The sequence below is a fragment of the Dermacoccus nishinomiyaensis genome, from assembly GCF_900447535.1.
GTDB classification, from domain to species: Bacteria; Actinomycetota; Actinomycetes; order Actinomycetales; family Dermatophilaceae; genus Dermacoccus; species Dermacoccus nishinomiyaensis.
This window is the reverse complement of the sequence record NZ_UFXX01000001.1, coordinates 1,809,280-1,831,959: the sequence shown is the minus strand read 5'-3', so window position 1 is coordinate 1,831,959 and position 22,680 is coordinate 1,809,280. Positions and strand designations below refer to the sequence as shown.

General features: G+C 67.4%; 20 protein-coding genes and 2 tRNA genes. 13 read left to right on the top strand and 9 right to left on the bottom strand.

Annotation, left to right across the window (positions count from 1 at the left end; genetic code table 11):
- Nucleotides 1-773 precede the first annotated feature (773 nt).
- Genes rsmG through rpmH form a run of 6 tightly spaced genes read right to left on the bottom strand, consistent with a single transcriptional unit; the run spans nucleotide 774 to nucleotide 4,244 of the window.
- Entirely contained in the window at nucleotides 774-1,541 is a 768-nt protein-coding gene (gene rsmG / locus DYE07_RS08510; protein ID WP_006944660.1) for a 16S rRNA (guanine(527)-N(7))-methyltransferase RsmG, read from the bottom strand.
- Nucleotides 1,542-1,578: 37 nt separating this feature from the next.
- Nucleotides 1,579-2,076 carry a Jag family protein gene (locus DYE07_RS08505; RefSeq protein ID WP_006944720.1) on the bottom strand — a complete coding sequence of 166 codons (498 nt, stop codon included), beginning with the start codon at nucleotides 2,074-2,076 and terminating at the stop codon, nucleotides 1,579-1,581.
- A gap of 13 nt (nucleotides 2,077-2,089) precedes the next feature.
- Entirely contained in the window at nucleotides 2,090-3,253 is a 1,164-nt protein-coding gene (gene yidC, locus DYE07_RS08500) for a membrane protein insertase YidC (protein WP_038566267.1), read from the bottom strand.
- 58 nt (nucleotides 3,254-3,311) lie between these two features.
- Entirely contained in the window at nucleotides 3,312-3,641 is a 330-nt protein-coding gene (gene yidD / locus DYE07_RS08495; protein WP_081873519.1) for a membrane protein insertion efficiency factor YidD, read from the bottom strand.
- Nucleotides 3,638-4,087, bottom strand: coding sequence for a ribonuclease P protein component (gene rnpA, locus DYE07_RS08490; protein ID WP_006944739.1), 450 nt, complete (start codon nucleotides 4,085-4,087; stop codon nucleotides 3,638-3,640). The genes yidD and rnpA overlap by 4 nt, the downstream gene beginning before the upstream one ends.
- 19 nt (nucleotides 4,088-4,106) lie before the next feature.
- The gene (rpmH, locus tag DYE07_RS08485; protein WP_006944663.1) at nucleotides 4,107-4,244 is read right to left on the bottom strand and encodes a 50S ribosomal protein L34; all 138 of its coding nucleotides are present in this window, start codon (nucleotides 4,242-4,244) and stop codon (nucleotides 4,107-4,109) included.
- A gap of 614 nt (nucleotides 4,245-4,858) precedes the next feature.
- On the opposite strand from rpmH, the gene dnaA reads away from it, so the two are divergent.
- The 12 genes from dnaA to DYE07_RS08430 all read left to right on the top strand — a co-directional run bounded on the left by dnaA (nucleotide 4,859) and on the right by DYE07_RS08430 (nucleotide 19,092).
- On the top strand, nucleotides 4,859-6,307 hold the full coding sequence (dnaA, locus tag DYE07_RS08480) for a chromosomal replication initiator protein DnaA (protein WP_218564390.1): 1,449 nt from the start codon (nucleotides 4,859-4,861) through the stop codon (nucleotides 6,305-6,307).
- Nucleotides 6,308-6,369: 62 nt separating this feature from the next.
- Nucleotides 6,370-7,608, top strand: a complete 1,239-nt coding sequence (locus DYE07_RS08475) for a multidrug effflux MFS transporter (RefSeq protein ID WP_006944797.1) — start codon at nucleotides 6,370-6,372, stop codon at nucleotides 7,606-7,608.
- Nucleotides 7,609-8,370: 762 nt separating this feature from the next.
- Nucleotides 8,371-9,501, top strand: coding sequence for a DNA polymerase III subunit beta (dnaN, locus tag DYE07_RS08470; RefSeq protein WP_040014531.1), 1,131 nt, complete (start codon nucleotides 8,371-8,373; stop codon nucleotides 9,499-9,501).
- Nucleotides 9,502-9,622: 121 nt separating this feature from the next.
- Entirely contained in the window at nucleotides 9,623-10,615 is a 993-nt protein-coding gene (gene gnd, locus DYE07_RS08465; RefSeq protein WP_006944826.1) for a phosphogluconate dehydrogenase (NAD(+)-dependent, decarboxylating), read from the top strand.
- 61 nt (nucleotides 10,616-10,676) lie between these two features.
- A complete protein-coding gene (gene recF / locus DYE07_RS08460; protein WP_115296764.1) occupies nucleotides 10,677-11,999 on the top strand; it encodes a DNA replication/repair protein RecF in 1,323 nt (440 codons plus the stop codon).
- The gene (locus DYE07_RS08455) at nucleotides 11,992-12,600 is read left to right on the top strand and encodes a DciA family protein (protein WP_115297124.1); all 609 of its coding nucleotides are present in this window, start codon (nucleotides 11,992-11,994) and stop codon (nucleotides 12,598-12,600) included. The genes recF and DYE07_RS08455 overlap by 8 nt, the downstream gene beginning before the upstream one ends.
- Nucleotides 12,601-12,978: 378 nt before the next feature.
- The gene (gene gyrB / locus DYE07_RS08450; RefSeq protein ID WP_006944823.1) at nucleotides 12,979-15,120 is read left to right on the top strand and encodes a DNA topoisomerase (ATP-hydrolyzing) subunit B; all 2,142 of its coding nucleotides are present in this window, start codon (nucleotides 12,979-12,981) and stop codon (nucleotides 15,118-15,120) included.
- 92 nt (nucleotides 15,121-15,212) lie between these two features.
- Entirely contained in the window at nucleotides 15,213-18,008 is a 2,796-nt protein-coding gene (gene gyrA / locus DYE07_RS08445) for a DNA gyrase subunit A (protein ID WP_115296763.1), read from the top strand.
- Nucleotides 18,009-18,118: 110 nt separating this feature from the next.
- Nucleotides 18,119-18,544 (top strand): DUF3566 domain-containing protein, encoded by a 426-nt coding sequence (locus DYE07_RS08440; protein WP_231729406.1) that lies wholly within the window; start codon nucleotides 18,119-18,121, stop codon nucleotides 18,542-18,544.
- Nucleotides 18,545-18,755: 211 nt separating this feature from the next.
- Nucleotides 18,756-18,832, top strand: a tRNA-Ile gene (locus DYE07_RS08435).
- 31 nt (nucleotides 18,833-18,863) lie between these two features.
- Nucleotides 18,864-19,010: a hypothetical protein gene (locus DYE07_RS14745; RefSeq protein ID WP_006944753.1), complete on the top strand. Its 147-nt coding sequence runs from the start codon at nucleotides 18,864-18,866 to the stop codon at nucleotides 19,008-19,010.
- Nucleotides 19,011-19,019: 9 nt separating this feature from the next.
- Nucleotides 19,020-19,092, top strand: a tRNA-Ala gene (locus tag DYE07_RS08430).
- Nucleotides 19,093-19,167: 75 nt separating this feature from the next.
- On the opposite strand, the gene DYE07_RS08425 is transcribed toward DYE07_RS08430, so the two are convergent.
- The 3 genes from DYE07_RS08425 to DYE07_RS08415 form a co-directional block, all read right to left on the bottom strand.
- Nucleotides 19,168-19,728 carry an NYN domain-containing protein gene (locus tag DYE07_RS08425; RefSeq protein ID WP_006944737.1) on the bottom strand — a complete coding sequence of 187 codons (561 nt, stop codon included), beginning with the start codon at nucleotides 19,726-19,728 and terminating at the stop codon, nucleotides 19,168-19,170.
- Between the two features lie 83 nt (nucleotides 19,729-19,811).
- The gene (locus tag DYE07_RS08420) at nucleotides 19,812-20,459 is read right to left on the bottom strand and encodes an SDR family oxidoreductase (protein WP_074040021.1); all 648 of its coding nucleotides are present in this window, start codon (nucleotides 20,457-20,459) and stop codon (nucleotides 19,812-19,814) included.
- Nucleotides 20,460-20,770: 311 nt separating this feature from the next.
- On the bottom strand, nucleotides 20,771-21,928 hold the full coding sequence (locus DYE07_RS08415) for a hypothetical protein (protein ID WP_115296762.1): 1,158 nt from the start codon (nucleotides 21,926-21,928) through the stop codon (nucleotides 20,771-20,773).
- A 171-nt stretch (nucleotides 21,929-22,099) separates the two neighbouring features.
- Here DYE07_RS08415 and DYE07_RS08410 point away from each other — a divergent pair, with 171 nt between their 5' ends.
- Complete coding sequence (locus tag DYE07_RS08410; protein ID WP_006944662.1) at nucleotides 22,100-22,618, top strand: peptidylprolyl isomerase; 519 nt, start codon at nucleotides 22,100-22,102, stop codon at nucleotides 22,616-22,618.
- The last annotated feature ends 62 nt before the right edge of the window (nucleotides 22,619-22,680 follow it).

The following is a 22,680-nucleotide window of genomic DNA, read 5'->3' as shown; positions in this document are numbered from 1 at the left end:
GGCGGCATCCCCCACACCTTCGCCATCGGAGACGGCGACCTCGGCCTTCGTGTCAGCGGCACCAGAGTCAGCACGGTCGTCATCGGCCCGGGCGTCGGTTGGGGTAGCGGCCTCGACGCCATCGACCGGCTCGGTTCCATCCGCGTCGCGCGGCGCGGGAGCCGTCGCGGTCGATGTTTCACGGGGAACAATCGCCCCGCCGAGCAGGATGTCGTAACCGAGCGCAGCTCGCACATCAGAAACGGCATCGCCGGCGGGGGCGGCATCCTCGCCATCCTGCATGTCGCGAGGTGAGGGTTCCGATTCCCCCGTGGGTGCGGCGTCCTGGTCAGCGGCCGACGGCTCAGCGACCTCGTCAGCGGCATCCGTCGTGCGCTCGCCAGTCACCTCCGAGACCTGCGGATCCATCATGGGCTGAGGTGTTTCACGTGAAACGTCAGCACAGATCGGGCCCTCAGCCTGCTCCGTCACGACCGGATTCACCACCGTGACGACCGCATCACCGCCGAGGCTCTCGGCCGCGGCGGTGGAGATACCGTGCCATCCGACGGGCTCTGGGCTCGGGCCCGTGTGCGCGACGCCAGGCCTGTGGGTGGGCCAGCCGACTGGGGCAGTGGATGTCACCGGTTCTCCTCGGATTCGCGTTGACGGCAAGACCCCATTGTGTCACCTGTGGCGCAGGGGGCGAACGCGGCTGTCCCCAGGCCTGACGTTGCCGTCACACCTGGGGACAGGGAATCACGTGGGGTGGCGCACCGGCACCGGAGAGAACCTCAGGCGCGCCGATCCGGACGGCGGGACGGCTTCTGCTTGGTCTTGTCGATCGTGCCGGCCTGCTTGCGCGTGAGTTGCGGCGCGACGCCGTCGACGGTGAGCCGGACGGTCACCGTCGGTGGCTCGACGGTGCCCTCGCCCCACGTCTCCACCTCAGCCATGCGAACACGCAACCGGCGCAGTACGGCCTCGTCCTCGTCACGCTCTTCGGCGGCACTCGAGCCCTTGAGGACGAACATCTCGCCGCCCCGGCTCACGAGCGGCAACGACCAGCGCGCCAGTTCCCCGATGCGCGCCACGGCACGTGACGTCACGACGTCGAACGTGCGCTGCCCCCACAACTCGTCCGCACGGGCGCGCACCACCTCGACGTTCGGCAAGTCGAGTTCTTCGACGACGTCGGCCAGCCACGTCGTCCGTCGAAGCAGAGGTTCGACGAGCGTCATCGTGAGGTCGGGGCGGGCAATGGCGAGGACGAGGCCGGGCAGCCCAGCGCCGGCACCGATGTCGGCAACGTGCGCCCCCCGGGCGATTCCGGGGTGGACGACGGCGCAGTTGAGGACGTGCCGTTCCCACATGCGCGGCACCTCACGCGGGCCCATGAGCCCGTGGCTGACGCCGGTGTCGCACAGGGCGTCGACGTAGCGCGTCATGAGCGGCAGCCGGTCAGCCAGGAAGGCTGCTGCCGTGTCGGGTGCCGGAGGCGGCGAAGACGCCTGCGGGGCCGCAGGCGTCTTCGCGTCGTGCTCGTGAGCGGGCTGCGTCATGCTGCCGTCTCACGCTCGAGTTTCACGTGAAACACGATCATTCGGGCAGCACCACGACGTAGCGGTTCGGCTCGGCGCCCTCGGATTCCGACGTCAGCCCTGCGGCGAGCACCACATCGTGCACGACCTTCCGTTCGAACGCGGTCATCGGCTCCATCTCGACCTTGGCGCCAGTCTTCTTCGCTTCCGCGACGGCGTCAGCAGCCTTCGACTCGAGAGCGCTTCGTCGCTCGGCACGATGGCCGGCGATGTCGAGCATCGCGCGGCTGCGCTCGCCCGTCTCAGCCTGGACGGCGAGACGCATGAGTTCCTGCAGGGCGTCGAGCGTCTTACCGCCGGAGCCGACGAGGGAGCGCGGCACCTGGCCTTCCTCGGAGTCGACGATGGAGACGGCCGCGCGGCCTCCCTCGACCTCGACGTCGATGTCGCCGTCGAGGTCGGCGATGTCAAGCAGCTTCTCGAGGAAGTCCGCCGCGATCTCACCTTCGCGCTCGAGGTTGGTGACGCCAGAGCGTCCCGGTGCCTGTTCGGTCATGATGACGTCCCTCTCACTTCTTGCGCTTCGAGCGCGGCGTGTTCTTCTTCGGCTGGTTGCGCGGCCCGGTCTGCGGCGCCTTGGTGGCCCGGCCGTTCTCGCGCACCGGGTTCGTGGCCGCGGGTGTCTCGACGACGCTCGACTCGACGACGTCGTCACTCGCAGCCGCCTTCTTCTTCGACATGGAGACCTTTGATGCGCCGGCGGGGCGTGCACCCGTCTTGAGGCCCTGCTGTTCGCGGGCCTGTTCTTGCGCCTTCTCCATGGCCTGGGCGAAGCGGCCCTTCGGTTTGCCCTCGTTGGCCTTGCGCAGATCGTCCATCGTGACGGTCTTGTGCTCGCGCCCCTTGGCGCGGTTGCGCTCCTCGAGCTTCTTCTCGGCGGCCGATCCGGGCGTCGGCATGCGGTGGATGACAAACCACTGCTGGCCCATCGTCCACACGTTCGTGACGAACCAGTAGATGAGGACACCGATCGGGAAGTTCACACCGGAGATCGCGAAGAAGATCGGCATCAGGTAGATGATGATCTGCTGCTGCTTCGCCATCGGCCCCTCGAGTGCGGCCTTCGGCATGTTGCGTCGCATCAGCTGATGCTGGGTGATGAACGACGTCGCCGACATGAGGACGATGAGCAGGATGGCGACCCACTTGGCCGATCCCCAGCCGTCCGTGCCCATGAAGGTGTCGGACAGCTTCGCACCGAACAGCTTCGAGCTCTCTGCCTGGCCGGCGAGCGACTTCGTGAGGAAGCCGATCTCATCGTGACGCCCGTCGGCGATCTTGCTCAGGTTGTTGAGCACCCGGAACAGCGCGAAGAAGAACGGCGCCTGGAGCAGGATCGGCAGGCACGAGCCGAGCGGGTTGGTACCGGTGGTCCGGTACAGCTCCATCATCTCTTCCTGCTGCTTGGCGCGGGACTCAGGATCCTTCTTGCCCTTGTACTTGGCCTGGATCTTCTGCATCTCTGGCTGCACGAGCTGCATGCGACGCGACGCGTGGATCTGCTTGACGAACAGTGGGATCAGCAGGATGCGCAGCACGATGACGAGGCCGGCGATGGACAGCGCCCACGTCCAGCCGGACGCCTCGGGCAGGCCGACGAGCGAGAAGAGCTTGTGCCAGCCGACCATGATCGCGGCGACGAACCACTCGAGTGGATAGAGCAGGGTGTCCATCAATCATCCTTCGCAATGATGTGGGCGTGAGTCGACGCCGCTCGCGAACGAGCAGGCGTCAGGAGGTCTTCTTCTGAGGAACGTGGTCGACCCCGCCGGGGTTCCACGGATGGCAACGGCCGAGCCGCTTGAGCGTGAGCCAGGTGCCCTTGATCGGGCCGAATCGCTGCAGGGCCGTGAGGCCGTACGTCGAGCACGACGGGTAGAACCGGCACGTGGCAGGCAACGCCGGGGAGATCCACCGACGGTAGAAACGGACGACCACGAGCAGCGGCCACACGACGACGCGGCGCCAGCCGTGCTGTTCGTCCGGCACCGGTGTGGCTGACGCGGCGTGGTCGCCGGGCACATCATCGCCGGCCGGCGCTCGAGGCACCCCGGCACTCATCGTCGAACCCTGGACGCGTCCTGATGCGCCCGGTCCGATGGTTCGCGTGAATCCGTTTCACGTGAAACATCCTGTGGTCGCTGACGTCGCGTCGCCTTGGCGAGCATCCGATCGAACTCCCTCGCGACGTCGTGGCTCGAGGCACCGGCGATCGCCGGGTTCGCGCGCACGACGATGTCGAGCCCGGGGTCGATCTCACTCAGCGCGTCCCGGGCGACGTGCCGCAGCACGCGTTTGGCCCGCGAACGCACGACGGCGTTGCCCACGGCCTTTGAAACGACGAAACCGACGCGCGGCCCCACCCGATCCTCGGGTGAAAGGCCGAACGCGTCGGCGTCGATCACATGAACGGCGAGCAGCGAGCCACCCGCGCGCCCCGCACGTCGATCCCGCAGGACGGCGCGGTACTGCCCTGCGTCACGAATGCGATGCTGAGCAGGGAGCACGGCCGGTCGTGGGCCGAACTCAGGCGGAAAGCTGCTTGCGACCCTTGGCGCGGCGGTTCGCCAGGATGGCGCGGCCGGCGCGGGTGCGCATGCGCAGACGGAAGCCGTGCGTCTTGGCGCGGCGACGGTTGTTGGGCTGGAAGGTGCGCTTGCTCACGTCGAACTCCATTGGGGAAGGGCGAACGCTCGCGCGCCGCCGTCGTGCTGATGGTCAGGGTTGTCGCGCCACCCGCACGTGACGGGCTCCAGGCTCTTTGAACCTTCGGCATCCCACTCCTGCAGCACCAGCAATGGCGGCCCACAGGGCCTGCCCATCGGCGAAAATACCTTGGAACGGCACGCATCGAGGCGGTGGATCACCGTCATCGGGGCGCAGACAATCGTCATCCAGCTTACGCATGCGGGGCCAACAGGGTCAAAACGTCCGAACCTCCACTCCATACCCAACAGCGCGCGCACGCGAATAACACATCTGTGATTCACACGCCGCCGCACAAATCCAGTCGACACGCCGTTAGCCTGACGAGAAAACGACATTCCCCTCGTCTGGCGCGCACCGCCCGATGAGCCCCAGGACACACCGTGCACAGGCTGTGGATAACTCTGTGGATATGGGGCCTACTATGGGAGACGCCCAGCACGCCTCGTCGCCATCACGGCCTCGAGCACCGACGACCGACCGGCTGCGACCCCCGCAGCGCCAGGAGGAGCCACGTGACCACCGACGAACCCGTCGACTACGAGCGCACCTGGCACGCCGCGTTGGAGGACATGGACAAGCACGGCATCGGCTCGCGTGATCGCGCCTACCTCAACCTGACGCGCTTCGTCGGGCTGCTCGGTGACAACGTGCTGCTGTCCGTGCCCTTCGACCAGACGAAGCGGATGCTCGAGGGGCCGCTGCGCGAACCCGTGGCGAAGGCACTGTCGGATCAGCTAGGCCAACAGGTGCGCGTCGCCATCAGCGTCGATGAGAGTCTCCAGGCAGCGGTGCGAGACCTCGACGACGACGGTGACGCGTCCGACGAGAACACCTCTGCAGCAACCGAATCCGATGATGGAACGCTCGGGTTCACCATGCCCGGCCAGGGCGCACCACGGCCGACGAAGGCCGACCCGGGCGTCGTCCTGCCGCCTCGCTCGACGGGCTATCAGCGCGATGCCGCTGCCGCTCCGAGCGACACCGAGGCCCCGCGCCTCAACCCCAAGTACACGTTCGACACGTTCGTCATCGGTGAGAGCAACCGGTTCGCGCACGCCGCCGCCATCGCCATCGCCGAGGAGCCGGGCCAGGCCTACAACCCCCTGTTCATCCACGGCGACTCGGGGCTCGGCAAGACCCACCTGCTGCACGCGATCGGTCACTACGTGCACGACTACCACCCGAAGCTGCGGGTGCGATACGTCAGCTCCGAGGAGTTCACGAACGACTTCGTCAACTCGATCCGTGACGACCGCGCCGCGACGTTCCAGCGCCGCTACCGCGACGACGTCGACGTCCTGCTCATCGACGACATCCAGTTCCTGCAGGGCAAGGAGCAGACGCAGGAGGAGTTCTTCCACACCTTCAACGCCCTGCACTCCACCGGCAAGCAGATCGTGCTGACCTCGGATCAGCCGCCGGAGAAGCTGACGACGTTCGCCGACCGCATGCGCAGCCGCTTCAAGTCGGGGCTGACGACGGACGTCCACCCGCCCGAGCTGGAGACGCGCATCGCGATCCTGCGCAAGAAGGCCAACGCCGAGCGCATGGACATCGGCGATGACGTGCTCGAGCTCATCGCCTCGAAGATCTCGACGAACATCCGTGAGCTCGAGGGCGCGCTCATCCGTGTCGCCGCTTATGCGTCACTGCAGAAGGAACCGGTCGACCGGGCGAAGGCCGCGTTCGTCCTCAAGGACGTCGTGCCGAGCGAGACGGGGCAGATCACCGTCGGCCACATCATCGCCGAGACGGCCGTCTACTTCGGGGTGACGGTCGACGACATCAAGGGCCCGTCGCGCTCACGCAACCTGACGATGGCGCGTCAGATCGCCATGTACCTGTCGCGTGAGCTGACGGAGCACTCATTCCCACAGCTCGGACAGCACTTCGGTGGGCGCGACCACACGACCGTCATGCACGCGGAGAAGAAGATCCGCCAGCTCATCGGCGAGCGTCGCCCCGTGTACGACCAGATCACGGAGCTGACGACGCAGATCCGCCATCGCAGTCACTGACTCCACGGTACGTCGCCATGATCAGCGTCACTGCGAGCGCCTGACGCTGAGACAATGCGCGGATGACGACGCGCCGCGCCCCGCATGCTGCTCCCCTTGACGCCGCCACATCAGGGACGCGTCGTGCCGGCGCCGTCCTCACGCTCGTGCTGGCCGGGCTGTCGATGTTCGGCCCCTTCAACGTCGACGCGCCCCTGCCCGCGTTCGCCCGAATGGGCGCCGAGTTTCACGTGGAACCGGCCGCGATGCAGCAGGTGGTCAGCGTCTACCTGTTGTCGTTCGCCGTCATGAGCCTGTTCCACGGGCCGGTGTCGGACGCCGTGGGTCGCAAACCCGTCATGACGGTGGGGATCGGTGTCTATGTCCTCGCCTCCGTCGGCTGCGCCCTGGCGCCGTCTCTGCCACTGCTGCTCGTCTTCCGCGCGTTCCAGGGGTTCGCGGCCGGGGCGGGTCAGATCATCGCGCGTGCGGTGATCCGCGACCTCTTCTCCGGCCCCGAGGCACAACGCCTGATGAGCCAGGTGTCGATGATCTTCGGACTCGCGCCGGCCTTCGCGCCGATCCTGGGCGGTGCCTTGCTGACGGTGGGCGACTGGCGCTCGATCTTCTGGTTCCTCACCGCGTTCGGTGTGGTCATGACCATCTGCGTGAGCAGGTTCCTGCCCGAAACACTTCCCGTGGAACAACGCTCGTCCCTCGCACTCGGGCCCATCGTGAGCGCTCTCCTGGCGGCACTGCGCAGCGGTCGGTTCCTACGCATCGCGCTGGCCGCGTCGCTCGCGTTCGCAGGACAGTTCTTGTTCATCTCGAACGCGCCTCTCTTCCTCGGCGGGCTGCTCGGGCTCGGCGAGAACGAGTACTGGATGTTCTTCGTGCCGATGGTGGTGTGCATGATCGCGGGCTCCTGGCTGAGCGCGCGGGCCGCCGGGCACCTCAGCGCCGCCCGTCAGGCGTCGTACGGCCTGCTGTTCGCCCTCGCCTCAGCCACGGTCGGCGTCGTCATCGCACTGCAGCCGTGGGGCAGCGACGTCCCGTGGGCGCTCGTCGCGCCTTCCCTGACGGCCTTCGGGGTTGCGGTCGCTCTGCCGGTGCTCCAGCTCGCGCAGCTCGACGAGTTTCCCCAGGCGCGTGGCACGGCGGCTTCCGCCGGCACCTTCGTCAACCTCGTCTTCGCCGCTGCTCTCGCCGGGGTGATCGGACCGTTGGTGGCCACGGACCTCGTGACGATGGCGCTCGCCGCCTTCTGCTGCGTCGCATCGGGCGCGTTGCTCTGGGCCGCCCACGTGGCGGCGCGTCGATGAGTGCGTGAATGAACCGCGAGCCAACGCCCGACGGCTGCCAAACTGCCGCTCGGCAGCTCGCAGGTGGCCACCCACATGGTTGTCCACAGAATCTGGGGACAACCATGTGGGTAAGGTGTGGGTCGCTGACGACCCGCGAACATCCGAAGGTCCCCGAACCCCGGAATGGCGCTCATCCACACCTGTGGACAACACTGTGGAAATGTGGACGACACCGATGTGATTCCCTCCTGGTTCACGGCAACCACCCAGCCGTCAGCGAGTGATCCATCCCTCATCCACGGGGTTATCCACAGTTTCTGGGGATGAAGCAGTGGAAAACCCGTCCGATCAGGGGAAAACCCACCCCGCAACGACAGCCGGTTGTGGATGAAGATTTTCTCTCCACAACCGGCTGTCACCATCCACAGCAACGATCCCCACGTCACCCACACCCGAGATCCCAGTGCTGACGAGGACGAACAGGGGTTTTCCCCACCATCCACACCCCCTATGACGACGACCAACATCTTCACCATGGCGAGAAAGCGCCCCACGTATCCACACCGCACCCCACTGTCGACGAGCCGGCGACGTCCCCCGTCAGCACCCCTCGTCGTCTCTTGGGCGAGGCCGACGACCTGAGCTAGGCTCACGAGCGCACAGCTGTGCCTGTGGCATCGACGCGGAGTTCGTTCGCAGCAGAAGCCACCCCGCACGTGACGAGACATCGCACGAGGGTCACAGCTCGCCTGCGACGACGAACGATGAGGGACGGTGGACGTGAAGCTCCGGGTTGAACGCGATGTGTTGGCCGAAGCGGTGGCCTGGGCAGTGCGCGGTCTGTCGCAGCGCCCGCCCGTCCCCGTGCTCGCGGGTGTCCTGCTCGAGGCGAGCCCCGAGGGCCTGACGCTGTCCGCGTTCGACTACGAGGTCTCCGCGAAGGTGACGGTCGACGCCGACGTTGAAGAGGCGGGCACCGTCCTCGTCCTCGGCCGCCTGCTCGCCGACATCACGAAGAGCCTTCCGCACAAGCCGATCGAACTGATCAGCGAGGGCTCGAAGGTGCAGGTCACGTGCGGCAGCGCGAAGTTCAGCCTCCAGAGCATGCCGACGGGCGAGTACCCGACGCTGCCCGCCAACCCCGATCCGACGGGCGTCATCGCCGGGGACGTCTTCACGCAGGCCGTCGCGCAGGTCAGCGTCGCGGCCGACCGCGGTGACACCCTGCCGATCCTCACCGGCGTGCGCGTCGAGGTCTCCGGCAACAAGCTGACGCTGCTCGCGACGGACCGCTACCGCCTCGCGATGCGCGAGGTCATGTGGAACGCCGGAGACGAGGGCGCCGAGTACGCGGCGCTCGTGCCCGCGCGCACCCTCGACTCGCTCGCCAAGTCCCTCGGTGCCGCCGGCAACGTCTCGCTCTCCCTGAGCGGCGCGTCGACGGGCTCCGGTCTCGCCGGTTTCGAGGCCGGCCAGCGTCGCATGACGACGCGTCTGCTCGACGGCGACTACCCCAAGGTGACGAGCCTGTTCCCGACGAGCGTCGACACGACGGCGATCGTCGAGACGGCGCAGCTCGCCGAGGCGTGCAAGCGCGTCTCCCTCGTCGCCGAGCGCAACATGCCCGTCCGTCTGCGGTTCGCCGAGGATTCGGTGCGCATCGAGGCCGGCACGGGCGAGGACGCGCAGGCCTCGGAGACGTTCGAAGCGAAGATCGACGGCCCCGAGCTCGAGATCGCGTTCAGCCCCCAGTTCCTGCTCGACGGGCTCGGCGTCGTCGGCACGAAGTACGTCCGCCTCGGCTTCACCCAGCCGACGCGTCCGGCTGTCCTGTCCGGTCAGGACGAGATCGACGGTGACGCCGACGACAGCTACCGCTACCTCATCATGCCGGTGCGTTTCGCGAACTGACGGCCGTTCGGACAGCGTTCGCGCCCCTGCCCGGACGGGCGTAGCGTGAACCCTGAATTTTCGTGATGCGCGCGTTCCAGACGTGCGTGTCGGACATGCAACGTCACGAAGGAGCAGACCCATGCAGCTTGGTTTGATCGGTCTCGGCAAGATGGGCGGCAACATGCGCGATCGCATGAAGGCTGCGGGCATCGAGGTCGTCGGCTACGACACGAATCGCGAGATCAGCGACGTCGCGGACCTCGCCGAACTCGTCGAGAAGCTCGACGCACCGCGCAACATCTGGGTCATGGTGCCGGCCGGCAAGATCACCGACTCCGTCATGTCCGAGCTGCAGGGCCTGCTCGCCGAGGGCGACCTCGTCATCGACGGTGGCAACAGCAAGTGGTCCGACGACCAGGGCCACGCCGAGCAGTTCGCCAAGACGGGCGTGCACTTCATGGACTGCGGTGTCTCCGGCGGCATCTGGGGCAAGGAGAACGGCTACGGCCTCATGTGCGGCGGTGACGACGCCGACGTCGAGCGCATGATGCCGGTCTTCGACGCACTGCGCCCGGAGGGCCCCCGCGAGGAGGGTTTCGTCCACGCCGGTGAGGTCGGCGCCGGTCACTACGCCAAGATGGTCCACAACGGCATCGAGTACGGCCTCATGCACGCCTACGCCGAGGGCTGGGAGCTGCTCGAGGCGAAGGACATCGTCACCGACGTCCACGGCTGCTTCAAGGCCTGGACGCGCGGCACCGTCGTGCGTTCCTGGCTGCTCGACCTCATGGTGAAGGCGCTCGAGGAGACGCCGCACCTCGAGGGCGTCTCCGAGTACACGACCGACTCCGGTGAGGGTCGCTGGACGCTCGAGGAGGCCATCGCGAACGCCGTCCCGATGCCGGTGCTCGCCGCCGCGCTGTTCGGCCGTTTCGCCTCGCGCCAGGAGAACAGCCCGCAGATGCAGGCGGTCGCCGCACTGCGCGGTCAGTTCGGCGGGCACGAGGTCATGCAGTTCGGTCGCGAGCCGTGGCGCGCCGCGAAGGAAGGCCAGGCCGAGGTCTCCGGCGCCGCCGAGCCGAAGAAGGACGCGGGCGCCGCGCGCCCAGGCGCTGCCCCCAACGAGCACTGATCGGCGTTCGCTGATCTGACGATTCGACCCCAGGGCATCCGAGCCACCGACCGAAAGCGCTGTGAGACTCCGCCATCTGTCGCTGCGTGACTTCCGCTCCTACACGGAGGCGGAAGTCGAGCTCGCTGACGGAGTGACCACATTCGTGGGCCTCAACGGCCAGGGCAAGACCAACCTGGTCGAAGCCGCCGGTTACCTCGCGACCCTGGGGTCGCATCGTGTCTCGACGGACGCTCCCCTCGTCCGCTTCGGAGCCGAGCGGGCCTTCGTGCGCGCGGCCGTCGTCCGTGATTCACATGAAACAGTGCTCGAGCTCGAGATCATTCCGGGTAGGGCCAACCGGGCACGCATAGGACGCGCGGCCGCGGGGCGTCCCCGTGACATCCTCGGGTCGTTGCGAACCGTGCTCTTCGCGCCGGAGGATCTCGCGCTCGTCAAGGGCGACCCCGGGGAACGTCGCCGATTTCTCGACGACCTCCTCGTCGCGCGTCAACCGCGCTGGGCCGGTGCTCGTTCGGACTACGACAAGATTCTCAAGCAGCGCAACGCCCTGTTGCGCTCCGCCCAATCGGCGCTCAAGAAGGGCGCGCGAGGCGCTCGCCTCTCGGCGGATGAAGAGGTTTCACGTGAAACAGCTCTCGACACGCTGGTCGAGTGGAACACGCACCTCGCGTCAGTCGGTTCTGCCCTCGTCTACGCCCGTCTACGGTTGCTGAAAGATCTGGCCCCCTACGTGGCCCAGGCGTACGACGAGGTGAGTGCCGGGCGTTCTGATGCGCGCCTCGCGTATGTGTCGTCACTGCCGGAGTCGACCGCGGCGCGCATCGCCTCGGGCGAGGTTCCGGAGCGCGACGAGCTCGAGAAGGCCTTTCATGAGGCGTTCGAGCTCCAGCGGACCCGCGAGATCGAACGTGGTGTCACCCTCGTGGGGCCGCACCGGGACGACGTCACCCTGACGCTCGGAGACCTGCCCGCCAAGGGCTACGCGAGTCACGGTGAGTCGTGGTCGTTTGCGCTCGCCCTGCGCCTCGCGGCCTTCCACCTGCTGCGTCATGACCTCGGCACCGACCCCGTCCTCGTCCTCGACGACGTCTTCGCCGAACTCGACGCGGGGCGCCGCGAACGGCTGGCCGACATGGTGAGCGACGCCGAGCAGGTGCTCATCACCGCCGCCGTTGAGGAGGACGTTCCCGCGCGGCTTTCCGGCCAGGTCTTCCACGTGACGAAGGGCCACGTCGCGCCTCGAGGCGATGGATCCCTCGAGGAGGCGCCTGGCGGCGTGCAGCCGGCGGCTCACCCGGGTCTGCCCGAGGCCGAGGACGCCCCGGATGGGCCCGCCCGTGATGCGGACGACCGTGATGACGGTGACGCGGCCGATGAGTGAGACCAGCGGCATCGATGCGGGGGCACCGGACGATCAGGCCCCGGGCACTGGCACTGGCACTGGCACCGATAGTGCCGAGGCGCCGGTCGAGTCGAGCGCTGAGGACGAGCGCGCCGTCGCCGCGCGGTTGGCGCTCGCTCGGGCTCAGCGCAATGCCGCCGAGCGGGGTTTTCGTCCGGGCTCGCGTCCTGCGCCCCGGCGTTCCCGCTCGACGTTGAGCTTCACGCCGTCGTCGAATCGCGATGGACGCGACCCCCAACTCATCGACTCGACGATGAAACGCCTCCTGCTCGAGCGGGGGTGGAACGTCGACGTGGCAGCCGGCGCCGTCATGTCGCGGTGGGCAGATCTCGTCGGTGCGGGCGTGGCCGAGCACGCTCGGCCCCTCACGTTCGAGGACGGCGTGCTCACCGTGCGCGCGGAATCGACGGCCTGGGCCACGCAGCTGCAGCTGCTCACCGCATCCCTGCTGGCCTCCATCGCTGACGGCGTCGGTGAGGGCGTCGTCAACGAACTGCGGGTCGTTGGCCCGAGCGCCCCGAGCTGGGTGCGCGGCCCGCGTCGTGTCGCAGGCCGCGGGCCACGCGACACCTACGGCTGACCGCCGCGCCTGTTTCACGTGAAACCTTCCCGGTTTCGTGTGCAGAGCGCCTCCAACGAAACCCCGCAGCATGTCCGCGTCACCCCGTCGACGCTGAGAGAGGAGCTGAGGGAGGCCAGCTGAGCCAGAGGCCGATGAGTGCCCTCGAGGCCCCGGTCGACGATCCCCGGCACGTCGAGGCCTCGTTCCCGCGTGCACGAGGCCCTCTGGAGCGTTTCGTGGCTATGTTCTGAGCCGTGCTACCAGTAAGATGGACATGATTCGCACGTTGTATCGCGTCACGAGCCCGCACGCACGTCGTTGCGGGAGTCACGCCTCGGGTTTCCCGCTCCGAGAGCCGGCGCACTGCAACGGTGCCACGCACGGTGAAGGAGCACAGTGGCCGACAAGCCCAGCGACGACTCGATCGACCCTACGACGCAGGATCCCTCGCTCGCAGACGCGGCCGACGGCGCGTCAGAGCAGGTCGAGCAGCACGTCCGGTCCCAGATCGACACGGAGTACGACGCCGACGCCATCCAGGTCCTCGAGGGCCTCGAGGCCGTCCGCAAGCGGCCCGGCATGTACATCGGCTCCACGGGTGAGCGCGGCCTGCATCACCTCGTGTGGGAGATCGTCGACAACTCGGTCGACGAGGCCCTCGCCGGTCACGCGACGCGCGTCGACGTGACGATCCTGCCCGACAACGGCATCCGCGTCTCCGACAACGGCCGCGGCATCCCGACGGGCCGCAACGAGGCGTACGACATGTCGACCGTCGAGCTCGTCCTCACCCAGCTGCACGCCGGAGGCAAGTTCGGTGGCGGCGGCTACAAGGTCTCCGGTGGTCTGCACGGCGTCGGCAGCTCGGTCGTCAACGCCCTGTCGACGCGCCTCGAGGCCGAGGTGCGGCAGAAGGGCCACGTCTACCGAATGGAGTTCGCGGGCGGTGTGCCGCTCGGCGAGCTGCGTGAGGAAGAGGAGAGCGACGAGACTGGCACGACGATCACGTTCTGGGCGAGCCCGGAGATCTTCGAGACGACCGTCTACGACTTCGAGACGATCCGTGCGCGCTTCCAGCAGATGGCCTTCCTCAACAAGGGCCTGACGATCTCCCTCACCGACGAGCGTCCCGATGCCGTCGACGAGGGTGCTGCAGAGGAAGCTGCGGCCGACGCTGCAGCCGAGGGTGCCGACGCCGCACAGGCTGACGAGGCCGCCGCGCGGGCGAAGAAGGGCAGGAGCGTCACGTACTGCTACGCGGACGGTCTGCTCGACTACGTCAAGCACCTCAACTCCTCCAAGCGCGCCGAGGTCGTCAACGAGGACATCATCGCCTTCGAGCACGAGGACGCCGAGCGCTACCTCTCGGTCGAGGTCGCGATGCAGTGGACGACGGCGTACAGCGAGTCCGTCCACACGTACGCCAACACGATCAACACGCACGAGGGCGGCACGCACGAAGAGGGTTTCCGCGCGGCGATGACGAAGCTCGTCAACGACTTCGCGCGCCGCGAGAAGCTGCTCAAGGAGAAGGACGACAACCTCACCGGTGACGACATCCGCGAGGGGCTGACGGCCGTCATCAGCGTCAAGCTTGCCGAACCACAGTTCGAGGGCCAGACGAAGACGAAGCTCGGCAACTCCGAGGTCAAGGGCTTCGTCCAGACCGCGGTGCGCGACGAGTTCGACCACTGGCTGCAGATGCACCCGCGAGAGGGCAAGGCGATCGTCAGCAAGGCCATCGCCGCCGCGTCGGCGCGGATGGCGGCCCGCAAGGCGCGCGAGACCGCGCGACGCAAGGGCCTGCTCGAATCGGGTGGGCTGCCGGGCAAGCTGCGCGACTGCCAGAGCAAGGATCCGTCGATCTCCGAGGTGTTCATCGTCGAGGGTGACTCGGCCGGCGGCTCGGCGGTGCAGGGGCGCAACCCGTTCAACCAGGCGATCCTGCCGATCCGCGGCAAGATCCTCAACGTCGAGAAGGCACGCCTCGACAAGGTGCTCGCGAACAATGAGGTGCAGGGCCTGATCTCGGGCTTCGGCACGGGCATCGGCGAGGACTTCACGATCGAGAAGGCGCGCTACCACAAGATCGTCCTCATGGCCGACGCCGACGTCGACGGCATGCACATCCGCACGCTGCTGCTCACTCTGTTGTTCCGCTTCATGCGCCCGCTCATCGAGGCCGGATACGTCTACCTCGCCCAGCCGCCGCTGTACCGCATCAAGTGGAGCAACCACGAGCACGAGTTCGCCTTCACCGACCGCGAGCGCGACGCGATGATCGACGCAGGCCAGTCGAAGGGCTGGCGCCTGCCGAAGGAGAACGGCGTCCAGCGCTACAAGGGTCTCGGCGAGATGAACTACCAGGAACTGTGGGAGACCACGATGGACCCGGAGTCGCGCACGTTGCTCCAGGTCACGCTCGAGGACGCCGCGGCCGCCGACGAGATCTTCGCCGTGCTCATGGGTGAGGACGTCGAATCGCGACGCAGCTTCATCCAGCGCAACGCGAAGGACGTCAGGTTCCTCGATATCTGATCTGCGTTTCACGTGAAACGTGAGCGACGAGCCGCTCCGTTTCACGTGAAACATCGCGACAACTCGACAACCCTTCATCGAAGGAATGACACATGTCTGACGACACGAACCTGCCGGGCGACGACGCGTCCGACCTGCCGGACGATCTCCCCGAGGTCCCCCAGGGCGAAGCCGACGCTCCCGCCAGCGACGCCGCAGCAGCCGCGGCCGGCATCGACCCCACGCGCCCCGAGCCGCCGACGATGAAGGTGCCGAACACGCCGGAGGCGCAGGCCGCCGTCGCCGCTCCGGTTGCGCACCGCGTCGACCCGATCGACCTCAACGCCGAGATGCAGCGCAGCTACATCGAGTACGCGATGAGCGTCATCGTCTCGCGTGCCCTGCCGGACGTGCGTGACGGCCTCAAGCCCGTGCACCGTCGCATCGTCTACGCCATGTACGACGGTGGCTACCGTCCCGACCGCGGCTACAACAAGTGCAGCCGTGTGGTCGGTGACGTCATGGGTCAGTACCACCCGCACGGTGACTCGGCGATCTACGACGCCCTCGTGCGTCTCGTGCAGCCGTGGTCGATGCGCTACCCGCTCGTCGACGGCCAGGGCAACTTCGGTTCGCCCGGCAACGACGGCGCAGCCGCCCCGCGATACACCGAGTGCCGCATGGCGCCCCTCGCGATGGAGCTCGTGCGCGACATCCACGAGAACACCGTCGACTTCGAGCCCAACTACGACGGCAAGACGCTGCAGCCCAGCGTCCTGCCGAGCCGTTTCCCGAACCTGCTCGTCAACGGCAGCGCCGGCATCGCTGTCGGCATGGCGACGCAGATCCCGCCGCACAACCTGCGCGAGGTCGCCGACGCCGCGCAGTGGCTGCTCGCGAACCCCGAGGCCTCGCGTGAGGCACTGCTCGAAGAGTGCCTGCGTCGCATCCCCGGCCCGGACTTCCCGACCGGCGCGCTCATCATGGGCAAGCGCGGCGTCGAGGACGCCTACCGCACCGGCCGCGGCAGCATCACGATGCGCGCCGTCGTCAACGTCGAGGAGATCCAGGGCCGTCAGTGCCTCGTCGTCACGGAGCTGCCGTACCAGGTCAACCCAGACGCGCTCGCCGAGAAGATCGCGATGCTCGTCAAGGACGGCAAGATGGCCGGCATCGCCGACATCCGTGACGAGACGTCCGGCCGCACCGGCCAGCGCCTCGTCATCGTGCTCAAGCGTGACGCGATCGCCAAGGTCGTGCTCAACAACCTCTACAAGCACACGCAGCTGCAGCAGAACTTCGGCGCGAACATGCTCGCCCTCGTCGACGGTGTGCCGCGCACGCTGCCGATCAGTGCGTTCATCCGCTACTGGGTCGAGCACCAGATCGACGTCATCGTGCGCCGCACGCAGTTCCGTCTCGACGAGGCCGAGAAGCGCATCCACATCCTGCGCGGTCTGTTGAAGGCCCTCGACATGCTCGACGAGGTCATCGCCCTCATCCGTCGCAGCCCGACGGTCGACGATGCCCGCACGGGCCTCATCGAGCTGCTCGACATCGACGAGATCCAGGCCAACGCCATCCTCGAGATGCAGCTGCGTCGCCTCGCGGCGCTCGAGCGTCAGCGCATCATCGAGCAGCACGACGAGCTGCAGTCGAAGATCGACGACTACAAGGACATCCTGGCCAAGCCGGAGCGTCAGCGTCAGATCGTCAGCGACGAGCTCGCCGAGATCGTCGAGAAGTACGGCGACGACCGTCGCAGCCAGATCGTGCCGTTCGACGGTGACATGAACATGGAAGACCTCATCCCCGAAGAGGACGTGGTCGTCACCATCACGCGCGGCGGCTACGTCAAGCGCACGAAGGTGAGCGAGTACCGCAGCCAGCGTCGCGGTGGCAAGGGTGTGCGCGGCGCGACGCTGCGCGGTGACGACGTCGTCGGGCACTTCTTCACGACCTCGACGCACGACTGGCTGTTGTTCTTCACGAACGCCGGCCGCGTCTACCGGACGAAGGGCTACGAGCTGCCGGAGGGCTCGCGCGACAGCAAGGGCCAGCACGTCGCGAACCTGCTCGCGTTCCAGCCGGGCGAGCAGATCGCTCAGGTCATGGCGCTGCGCACCTATGCCGACTCGGAGTACCTTCTGCTCGCGACCCGCAACGGCCTCGTCAAGAAGACGCGCCTGTCGGAGTATGACTCGCCGCGTTCGGGCGGCCTCATCGCCGTCAACCTGCGTGACGGCGACGAGCTCGTCGGTGCCGGCCTCGCGACGCACGACGACGACGTCCTGCTCGTCAGCCGCAAGGGCCAGGCCGTGCGTTTCGCTGCGACGGACGACTCACTGCGTCCGATGGGCCGATCGACGTCGGGTGTCACCGGCATGAAGTTCCGAGAAGGCGACGAACTGCTGTCGATGAACGTCGTGCCGAAGGGCGCGAACGAGGTCGAGCGCGGGGCCGACGAGAAGCTGTGCGTCTTCGTCGTCTTCGAGAACGGGCTCGCCAAGCGCACGCCCGTGGAGGAGTACCCGACGAAGGGGCGCGCGACGCTCGGCGTCAAGGTCGCGACGATCTCAGAGCGAGGCGGTGACCTCGTCGGCGCGCTCGTCGTCGAGAACCGTGACGAAGTGATGGTCGTCATGGAGAAGGGCAAGATCGTCCGCTCGGCCGTCGCCGAGGTGCGTGAGACGGGCCGCAACACGCAGGGCGTGCAGTTCGCGACGCCCGGCAAGGGCGACTCGATCGTCGCCGTCGCGCGCAACGCCGAGAAGGATTCTGAGGAAATCGACGATGACGCGGTAGTTTCGGAGACGAACGAGGCCGCGGAGTCAACTCAGGACGCAACGCACGCTACGGACGACGAGTCGGCCTCCACGGAGAACAACGAGTCGGGAGACAGTGAGTGAGTGACTCGCGAGACGCGCGCGCGAAGCTGCCGAAATCTGCCGGGGGCGCCCCCCGAGCGGTCAAGGGCAGTGGTGCAGCGGCGCCAGCCACACGACCCCAGCAGCAGCGCGTGAGCACGCAGGCCGGCCGCGCGCCGGCCTCGTCGGGCCGCGGCGGCGCCCCACGTCGCTCCACGCCGCGCCGAGTGCGCCTGACGCTGTCGCGCGTCGACACGTGGTCGGTGCTCAAGATCGCCTTCCTGTTGTCGGTGGCCGTCGCCATCGCGTCCGTCGTCCTCGTGGCGACGTTGTGGACGGTGCTCGCGGGCATGGGCACCTTCAGCGCGATCAACGACCTGCTGCGGACGCTGGATCGTCAAGGCTCGAAGTTCGACATCCTCGACTACCTCGGGTTCGGCCGCTCGATCTCGTTCAGCATCGTCATCGGCGTGCTCAACATCATCCTCATGACGGCGATCGCGACCCTGAGCGCGTTCCTCTACAACATCTGCGCCTCCCTCGTCGGCGGCGTGCAGCTGACGTTGAGCGACGAGTGATCGCAGCCTGAGCAATCGCGCGACGGGCCTGCCCTCCACGACGGTGGGGCGGGCCCGTCGTCGTCTGCCCAGGCTGGTGGGTGCGGGTCGCAGCTGGCCCGTGGCGACGCGGTGGGATAAGGCGCCGCCCGCGATTTGCGGGCCACGCCTGCGGTGGGTAATCTTACGTCTCGTGCTGATCACGCAGGTGAACGGCACGCACGCGGTGCAGGGGCCTATAGCTCAGTCGGTTAGAGCGCTGTCCTGATAAGACAGAGGTCACTGGTTCAAGTCCAGTTAGGCCCACCACCACTGCCCCTTGATTTCGCCAAGGAGTCGCATGTTCAAGGCACTTCTCGCATCTGCTGCGGCCGCTGCCGCCCTGTATGCGAACAGCGAATACCAGAAGCAGAAGCTGGGCAAGGAGCTGTGGGCGAAGGCCACGCAGGAGCCCGCCACGCAGGCGGCCACCGAACAACCTGGCTGAAAAACCCTCGGGGGTATGGCGCAATTGGTAGCGCACCTGCTTTGCAAGCAGGGGGTTAGGGGTTCGAGTCCCCTTACCTCCACCGAGAACGAAGAGCCCCCCACGGATTCGTGAGGGGCTCTTCGCCGTCCGGTGCCCGCGACGGCGCGGGCAGCGCTCAGAGGAAGGCCAGTGGGTCGAACTCGTCGATCGGGATGACGCGCAGGCGCGGCAGCGTCGCGTTGAACGCCTTGACGTCGTGCTCGAGGTCGAAGAACTCGAGGCCCTGTGCCTCCAGGGGCGAGAAGCCGGCGTTGCGGAACTCCTTGAAGCCGATCAGCCCGACCTTGCGGGAGCCGCCGAGCAGCGGTTCGAGCTGCGGGAGGAAGTCGCCGTCGTGGCTGACGAGCATGACGTCGGCCTGCAGCGTCACGAGGGCGTCCAGCGTCTTCTGGATGGCCATGTCGACCACCTTCTCGCCCTCCGCGCCGGAGAGAGGTATTGGCTGGTAGCCGAGCGCCGTCAGGGCCTGGATGAACGCCATCGGCAGCTCGGGGCCGTTGGCCGCGAGGAAGAACAGCCCCTTGGCGTCCTGGTGCCACTGGCGCTGGGCGAACTTGAGTAGCCTGTCCCAGCGCGGGCGCTCGTCAGGGTGGGGGCGGCGGCCGAGGATCGAGGTGCCGAGCGTGGCATCGATGTTCTCGCCGTCGATGAGGAGGTAGGTGGTGCGCTGAGCCATGGCTCCAACCTAGTCCATGCTGGGCTGACGACGATGGGCCGGTGTTTCACGTGAAACACCGGCCCATCGTCGTCGGGGAAGAGTCAGAGGGACGCGACCGCCTCGTCGACGGGCGTCGTGCCGTTGACGACGACGAACGTCTCTCGGATGGCATGCCCGCTCGTCAGCACCTGCGCGAGCGTGTGGGCGACGTCGCCGCGCGTGATGGGCTGACGCTGCTGGTCGGGGTTGATCGTCACCTGGCCCGTGGGCGCGTCATCGGTGAGCATTCCGGGGCGGACGATGGTCCAGTCGAGGTCGCGGGTACGCAGGTCGGCATCCGCGCCGCCCTTGGCGTAGAGGTAGACCTGGAAGACGCCGGCGTCGACGTTCTCCGGCGCGTCGGAGCCGATCGACGACACCATGACGTAGCGTCGCACGCCCGCCTGCTCCGCAGCGTCGGCGAGCAGCACCGCTCCCATGAGGTCGACGCTCCACTTGCGCGCCCGACCCGATTCCGGGCCGCCACCCGCGGCGAAGACGACGGCGTCGCAGCCGTTGATGACCTCGGCGACGTCGTCGACCGAGGCGTCCTCGAGTGAGATGACGGCGGGCTCCATTCCCGCGGCGCGCAGGTCGTCCGCCTGCTCCGGTGTACGGATGAGGCCGACGACGTCGTGGCCCTCGCCGCTCAACCGCTGCCCGAGCAACCGGGCGATCTGGCCATGTCCTCCTGCAATAGCAATACGCATGCCTCGACACTACTCCTGTGGGCATCAAGCGTCGATCCGTCTCGATGGTTTCATCTACGCGTATCTAATAGATCGAGTACAGCGAGGTAGCAAGCGCTGACATGGTGCTCGTGACGTCGTCACGAGTAGCGACGCGTACGGCCCCGACCAGCACGAGAGGCCCGGACGGGAGCCTTGTCGGTTTGGGGAACGATCGACACGCGCGACAGCCATGCAGACGACGAGGCGGCCATCCCGTACGGGATGGCCGCCTCGTCGTGCCCGATCGCGAGGCCCTCAACGGGGCCTGGCGTCGGGGTGGAGCGTCGAACTCAGTGGTCGTCGCGAGCCGCGCGACGCGAGCTGCGCGTCTCGCCCGCGCTCGGGTCCTCGAGACCTTCCGTCGTCATGTGGCCCGAAGCCTCGGCGTCGGTCCACGACGCAGCCGTGCCGGGGGCGCCGGCGGGCTCGGCAGTCGGCGTGTCGACACCGGCCGGGCGCACCATCGTCGTGTCGTCGGCCTTCGCGAAGTTCGTCACGGGGTTGTTGATCGTCATCTCGTCACCGCGAGCCGTCTTGGAGTCTGCGATGGCGGCCTCCGAGAGGCGAGCGTCCGCCGCACGCTTCTTCTGCTGGTCGGCGTACACGAGGTAGCCGGCGCCCGCGAGAGCGGCGACACCGAGCGTGATGAGGAAGCCGCCCTTCTTCTTCTTGGGCGCGAGGGCCGGCGCGTACTGCGCGACCTGCTTCTGTGCGCCCTCGGGCAGCTGGCCGACGACGTTGTGCGACGCGGCGGTGCCGGCGGCAGCAGCGGTCGCGAGGATCTCCTTGAGGTGCGGCAGCAGCTCGTCCTTGTAGAAGTCGCGCGCGTTGTCGGCTGAGATGCCCTTGTCCTCGGCGACGGCCTCGGCGCGGCCCCGCAGGGCGGCGGCCTTGTACGCGACGTCCTCGCGGGCGCCCGGGCCGAAGGCGCTGACGGCCTTCTTCTCGCCCTTGGCGGCCTTGGCGGCCAGGAGCGCAGCAAGGGCCCCGGCCTTCTTGTCGGCCTTCTTCGACGCCTTGGACGTCTTCTTGTCAGCCTTCTTCATGAAGCGCGAGGAGTTCTTGTCTGCCTTCTTGGCAGCCTTCTTCCCCTTCTGCTGTGCGTCGTCACGAGCGTCCTTGGCGGAGTCGGCGACGGCGGCGAGCGAGGCGACGGTGGCGGCCTTCGCAGCGCCGGCCTTCTCGGCGACGACTTCGCGCTGGTCGGCGGTCTTGTCGGCGACCTTCTCCGTCGCTGCCTCGACGTGCGGCGCAGCAGCGTCGCGGGCCTCTTCGAGCTTCTCGACGATCACGTCGCGAGCTTCCTCGGCCTTCTCGACGAGGGTCGGCACGACGTCCTTCTCCGTCTTGGCCTTGGCCTCGACGGCCTTCTCGGCAGCGAGACCGGCGACGGCGAGGGCGGCGCCCTTGGCCTTCTCGGACTTGGTGGGTTCGGACTTGCACAGCATGGCTGGTCTTCCTCTCCAGTCGGCAGCAGTTCTTGAATTCATCCTGCCTTGTTCGGGCGGGGCTTACCAACCGGTTGTGAGGTATTGGACGCTGTGGGAGGTCGTTTCGCTGAGCGCGAACGCCCGAGACCTCATCATGACCTGTCGTGTTCCACGTGAAACACTGGAGGCATGATCGCGACTCTGCACACCAACCACGGTGACATCAACATCAACCTGTTCCCCAACCAGGCGCCGAAGACGGTCGACAACTTCGTCGGCCTGGCGAAGGGCACCAAGGAGTACAAGGACGACGCGGGCCGCACCAACCCGCAGCCGTACTATGACGGTCTGACGTTCCACCGCATCATCCCCGGCTTCATGATCCAGGGTGGCTGCCCGCTCGGCGTCGGCATGGGCGGCCCGGGGTACAACTTCGACGATGAGATCTCGCCGGAGCTCAACTTCAACTCGCCGTACATGCTGGCCATGGCCAACGCGGGTACCCGCATGGGCAAGGGCACGAACGGCTCGCAGTTCTTCATCACCGTCGCCGACACGTCCTGGCTGCAGGGCAAGCACACGATCTTCGGTGAGGTCGCCGACGACGCGTCGAAGAAGGTCGTCGACGAGATCGCCGCCGTCTCCACCGGCGCCCAGGACAAGCCGCTCGAGCCCGTCGTCATCGAGAGCGTGACGATCTCCGAGTGACACCTCGCCTCCCGCCGCAAGTCGGGAGGTACCGCTGACGACTCCTCGTCAGCCAGCGCAGC

Coding starts and splice junctions, on each gene's coding strand:
- DYE07_RS08415 (WP_115296762.1), bottom strand. CDS start 21,928: ATGCTGTGCAAGTCCGAACCCACCAAGTCCGAGAAGGCCAAGGGCGCC.
- DYE07_RS08455 (WP_115297124.1), top strand. CDS start 11,992: ATGAGTGAGACCAGCGGCATCGATGCGGGGGCACCGGACGATCAGGCC.
- DYE07_RS14745 (WP_006944753.1), top strand. CDS start 18,864: ATGTTCAAGGCACTTCTCGCATCTGCTGCGGCCGCTGCCGCCCTGTAT.
- gnd (WP_006944826.1), top strand. CDS start 9,623: ATGCAGCTTGGTTTGATCGGTCTCGGCAAGATGGGCGGCAACATGCGC.
- dnaA (WP_218564390.1), top strand. CDS start 4,859: ATGGACAAGCACGGCATCGGCTCGCGTGATCGCGCCTACCTCAACCTG.
- DYE07_RS08420 (WP_074040021.1), bottom strand. CDS start 20,459: ATGCGTATTGCTATTGCAGGAGGACATGGCCAGATCGCCCGGTTGCTC.
- DYE07_RS08475 (WP_006944797.1), top strand. CDS start 6,370: ATGACGACGCGCCGCGCCCCGCATGCTGCTCCCCTTGACGCCGCCACA.
- yidD (WP_081873519.1), bottom strand. CDS start 3,641: ATGAGTGCCGGGGTGCCTCGAGCGCCGGCCGGCGATGATGTGCCCGGC.
- rsmG (WP_006944660.1), bottom strand. CDS start 1,541: ATGACGCAGCCCGCTCACGAGCACGACGCGAAGACGCCTGCGGCCCCG.
- DYE07_RS08505 (WP_006944720.1), bottom strand. CDS start 2,076: ATGACCGAACAGGCACCGGGACGCTCTGGCGTCACCAACCTCGAGCGC.
- yidC (WP_038566267.1), bottom strand. CDS start 3,253: ATGGACACCCTGCTCTATCCACTCGAGTGGTTCGTCGCCGCGATCATG.
- gyrA (WP_115296763.1), top strand. CDS start 15,213: ATGTCTGACGACACGAACCTGCCGGGCGACGACGCGTCCGACCTGCCG.
- DYE07_RS08425 (WP_006944737.1), bottom strand. CDS start 19,728: ATGGCTCAGCGCACCACCTACCTCCTCATCGACGGCGAGAACATCGAT.
- DYE07_RS08410 (WP_006944662.1), top strand. CDS start 22,100: ATGATCGCGACTCTGCACACCAACCACGGTGACATCAACATCAACCTG.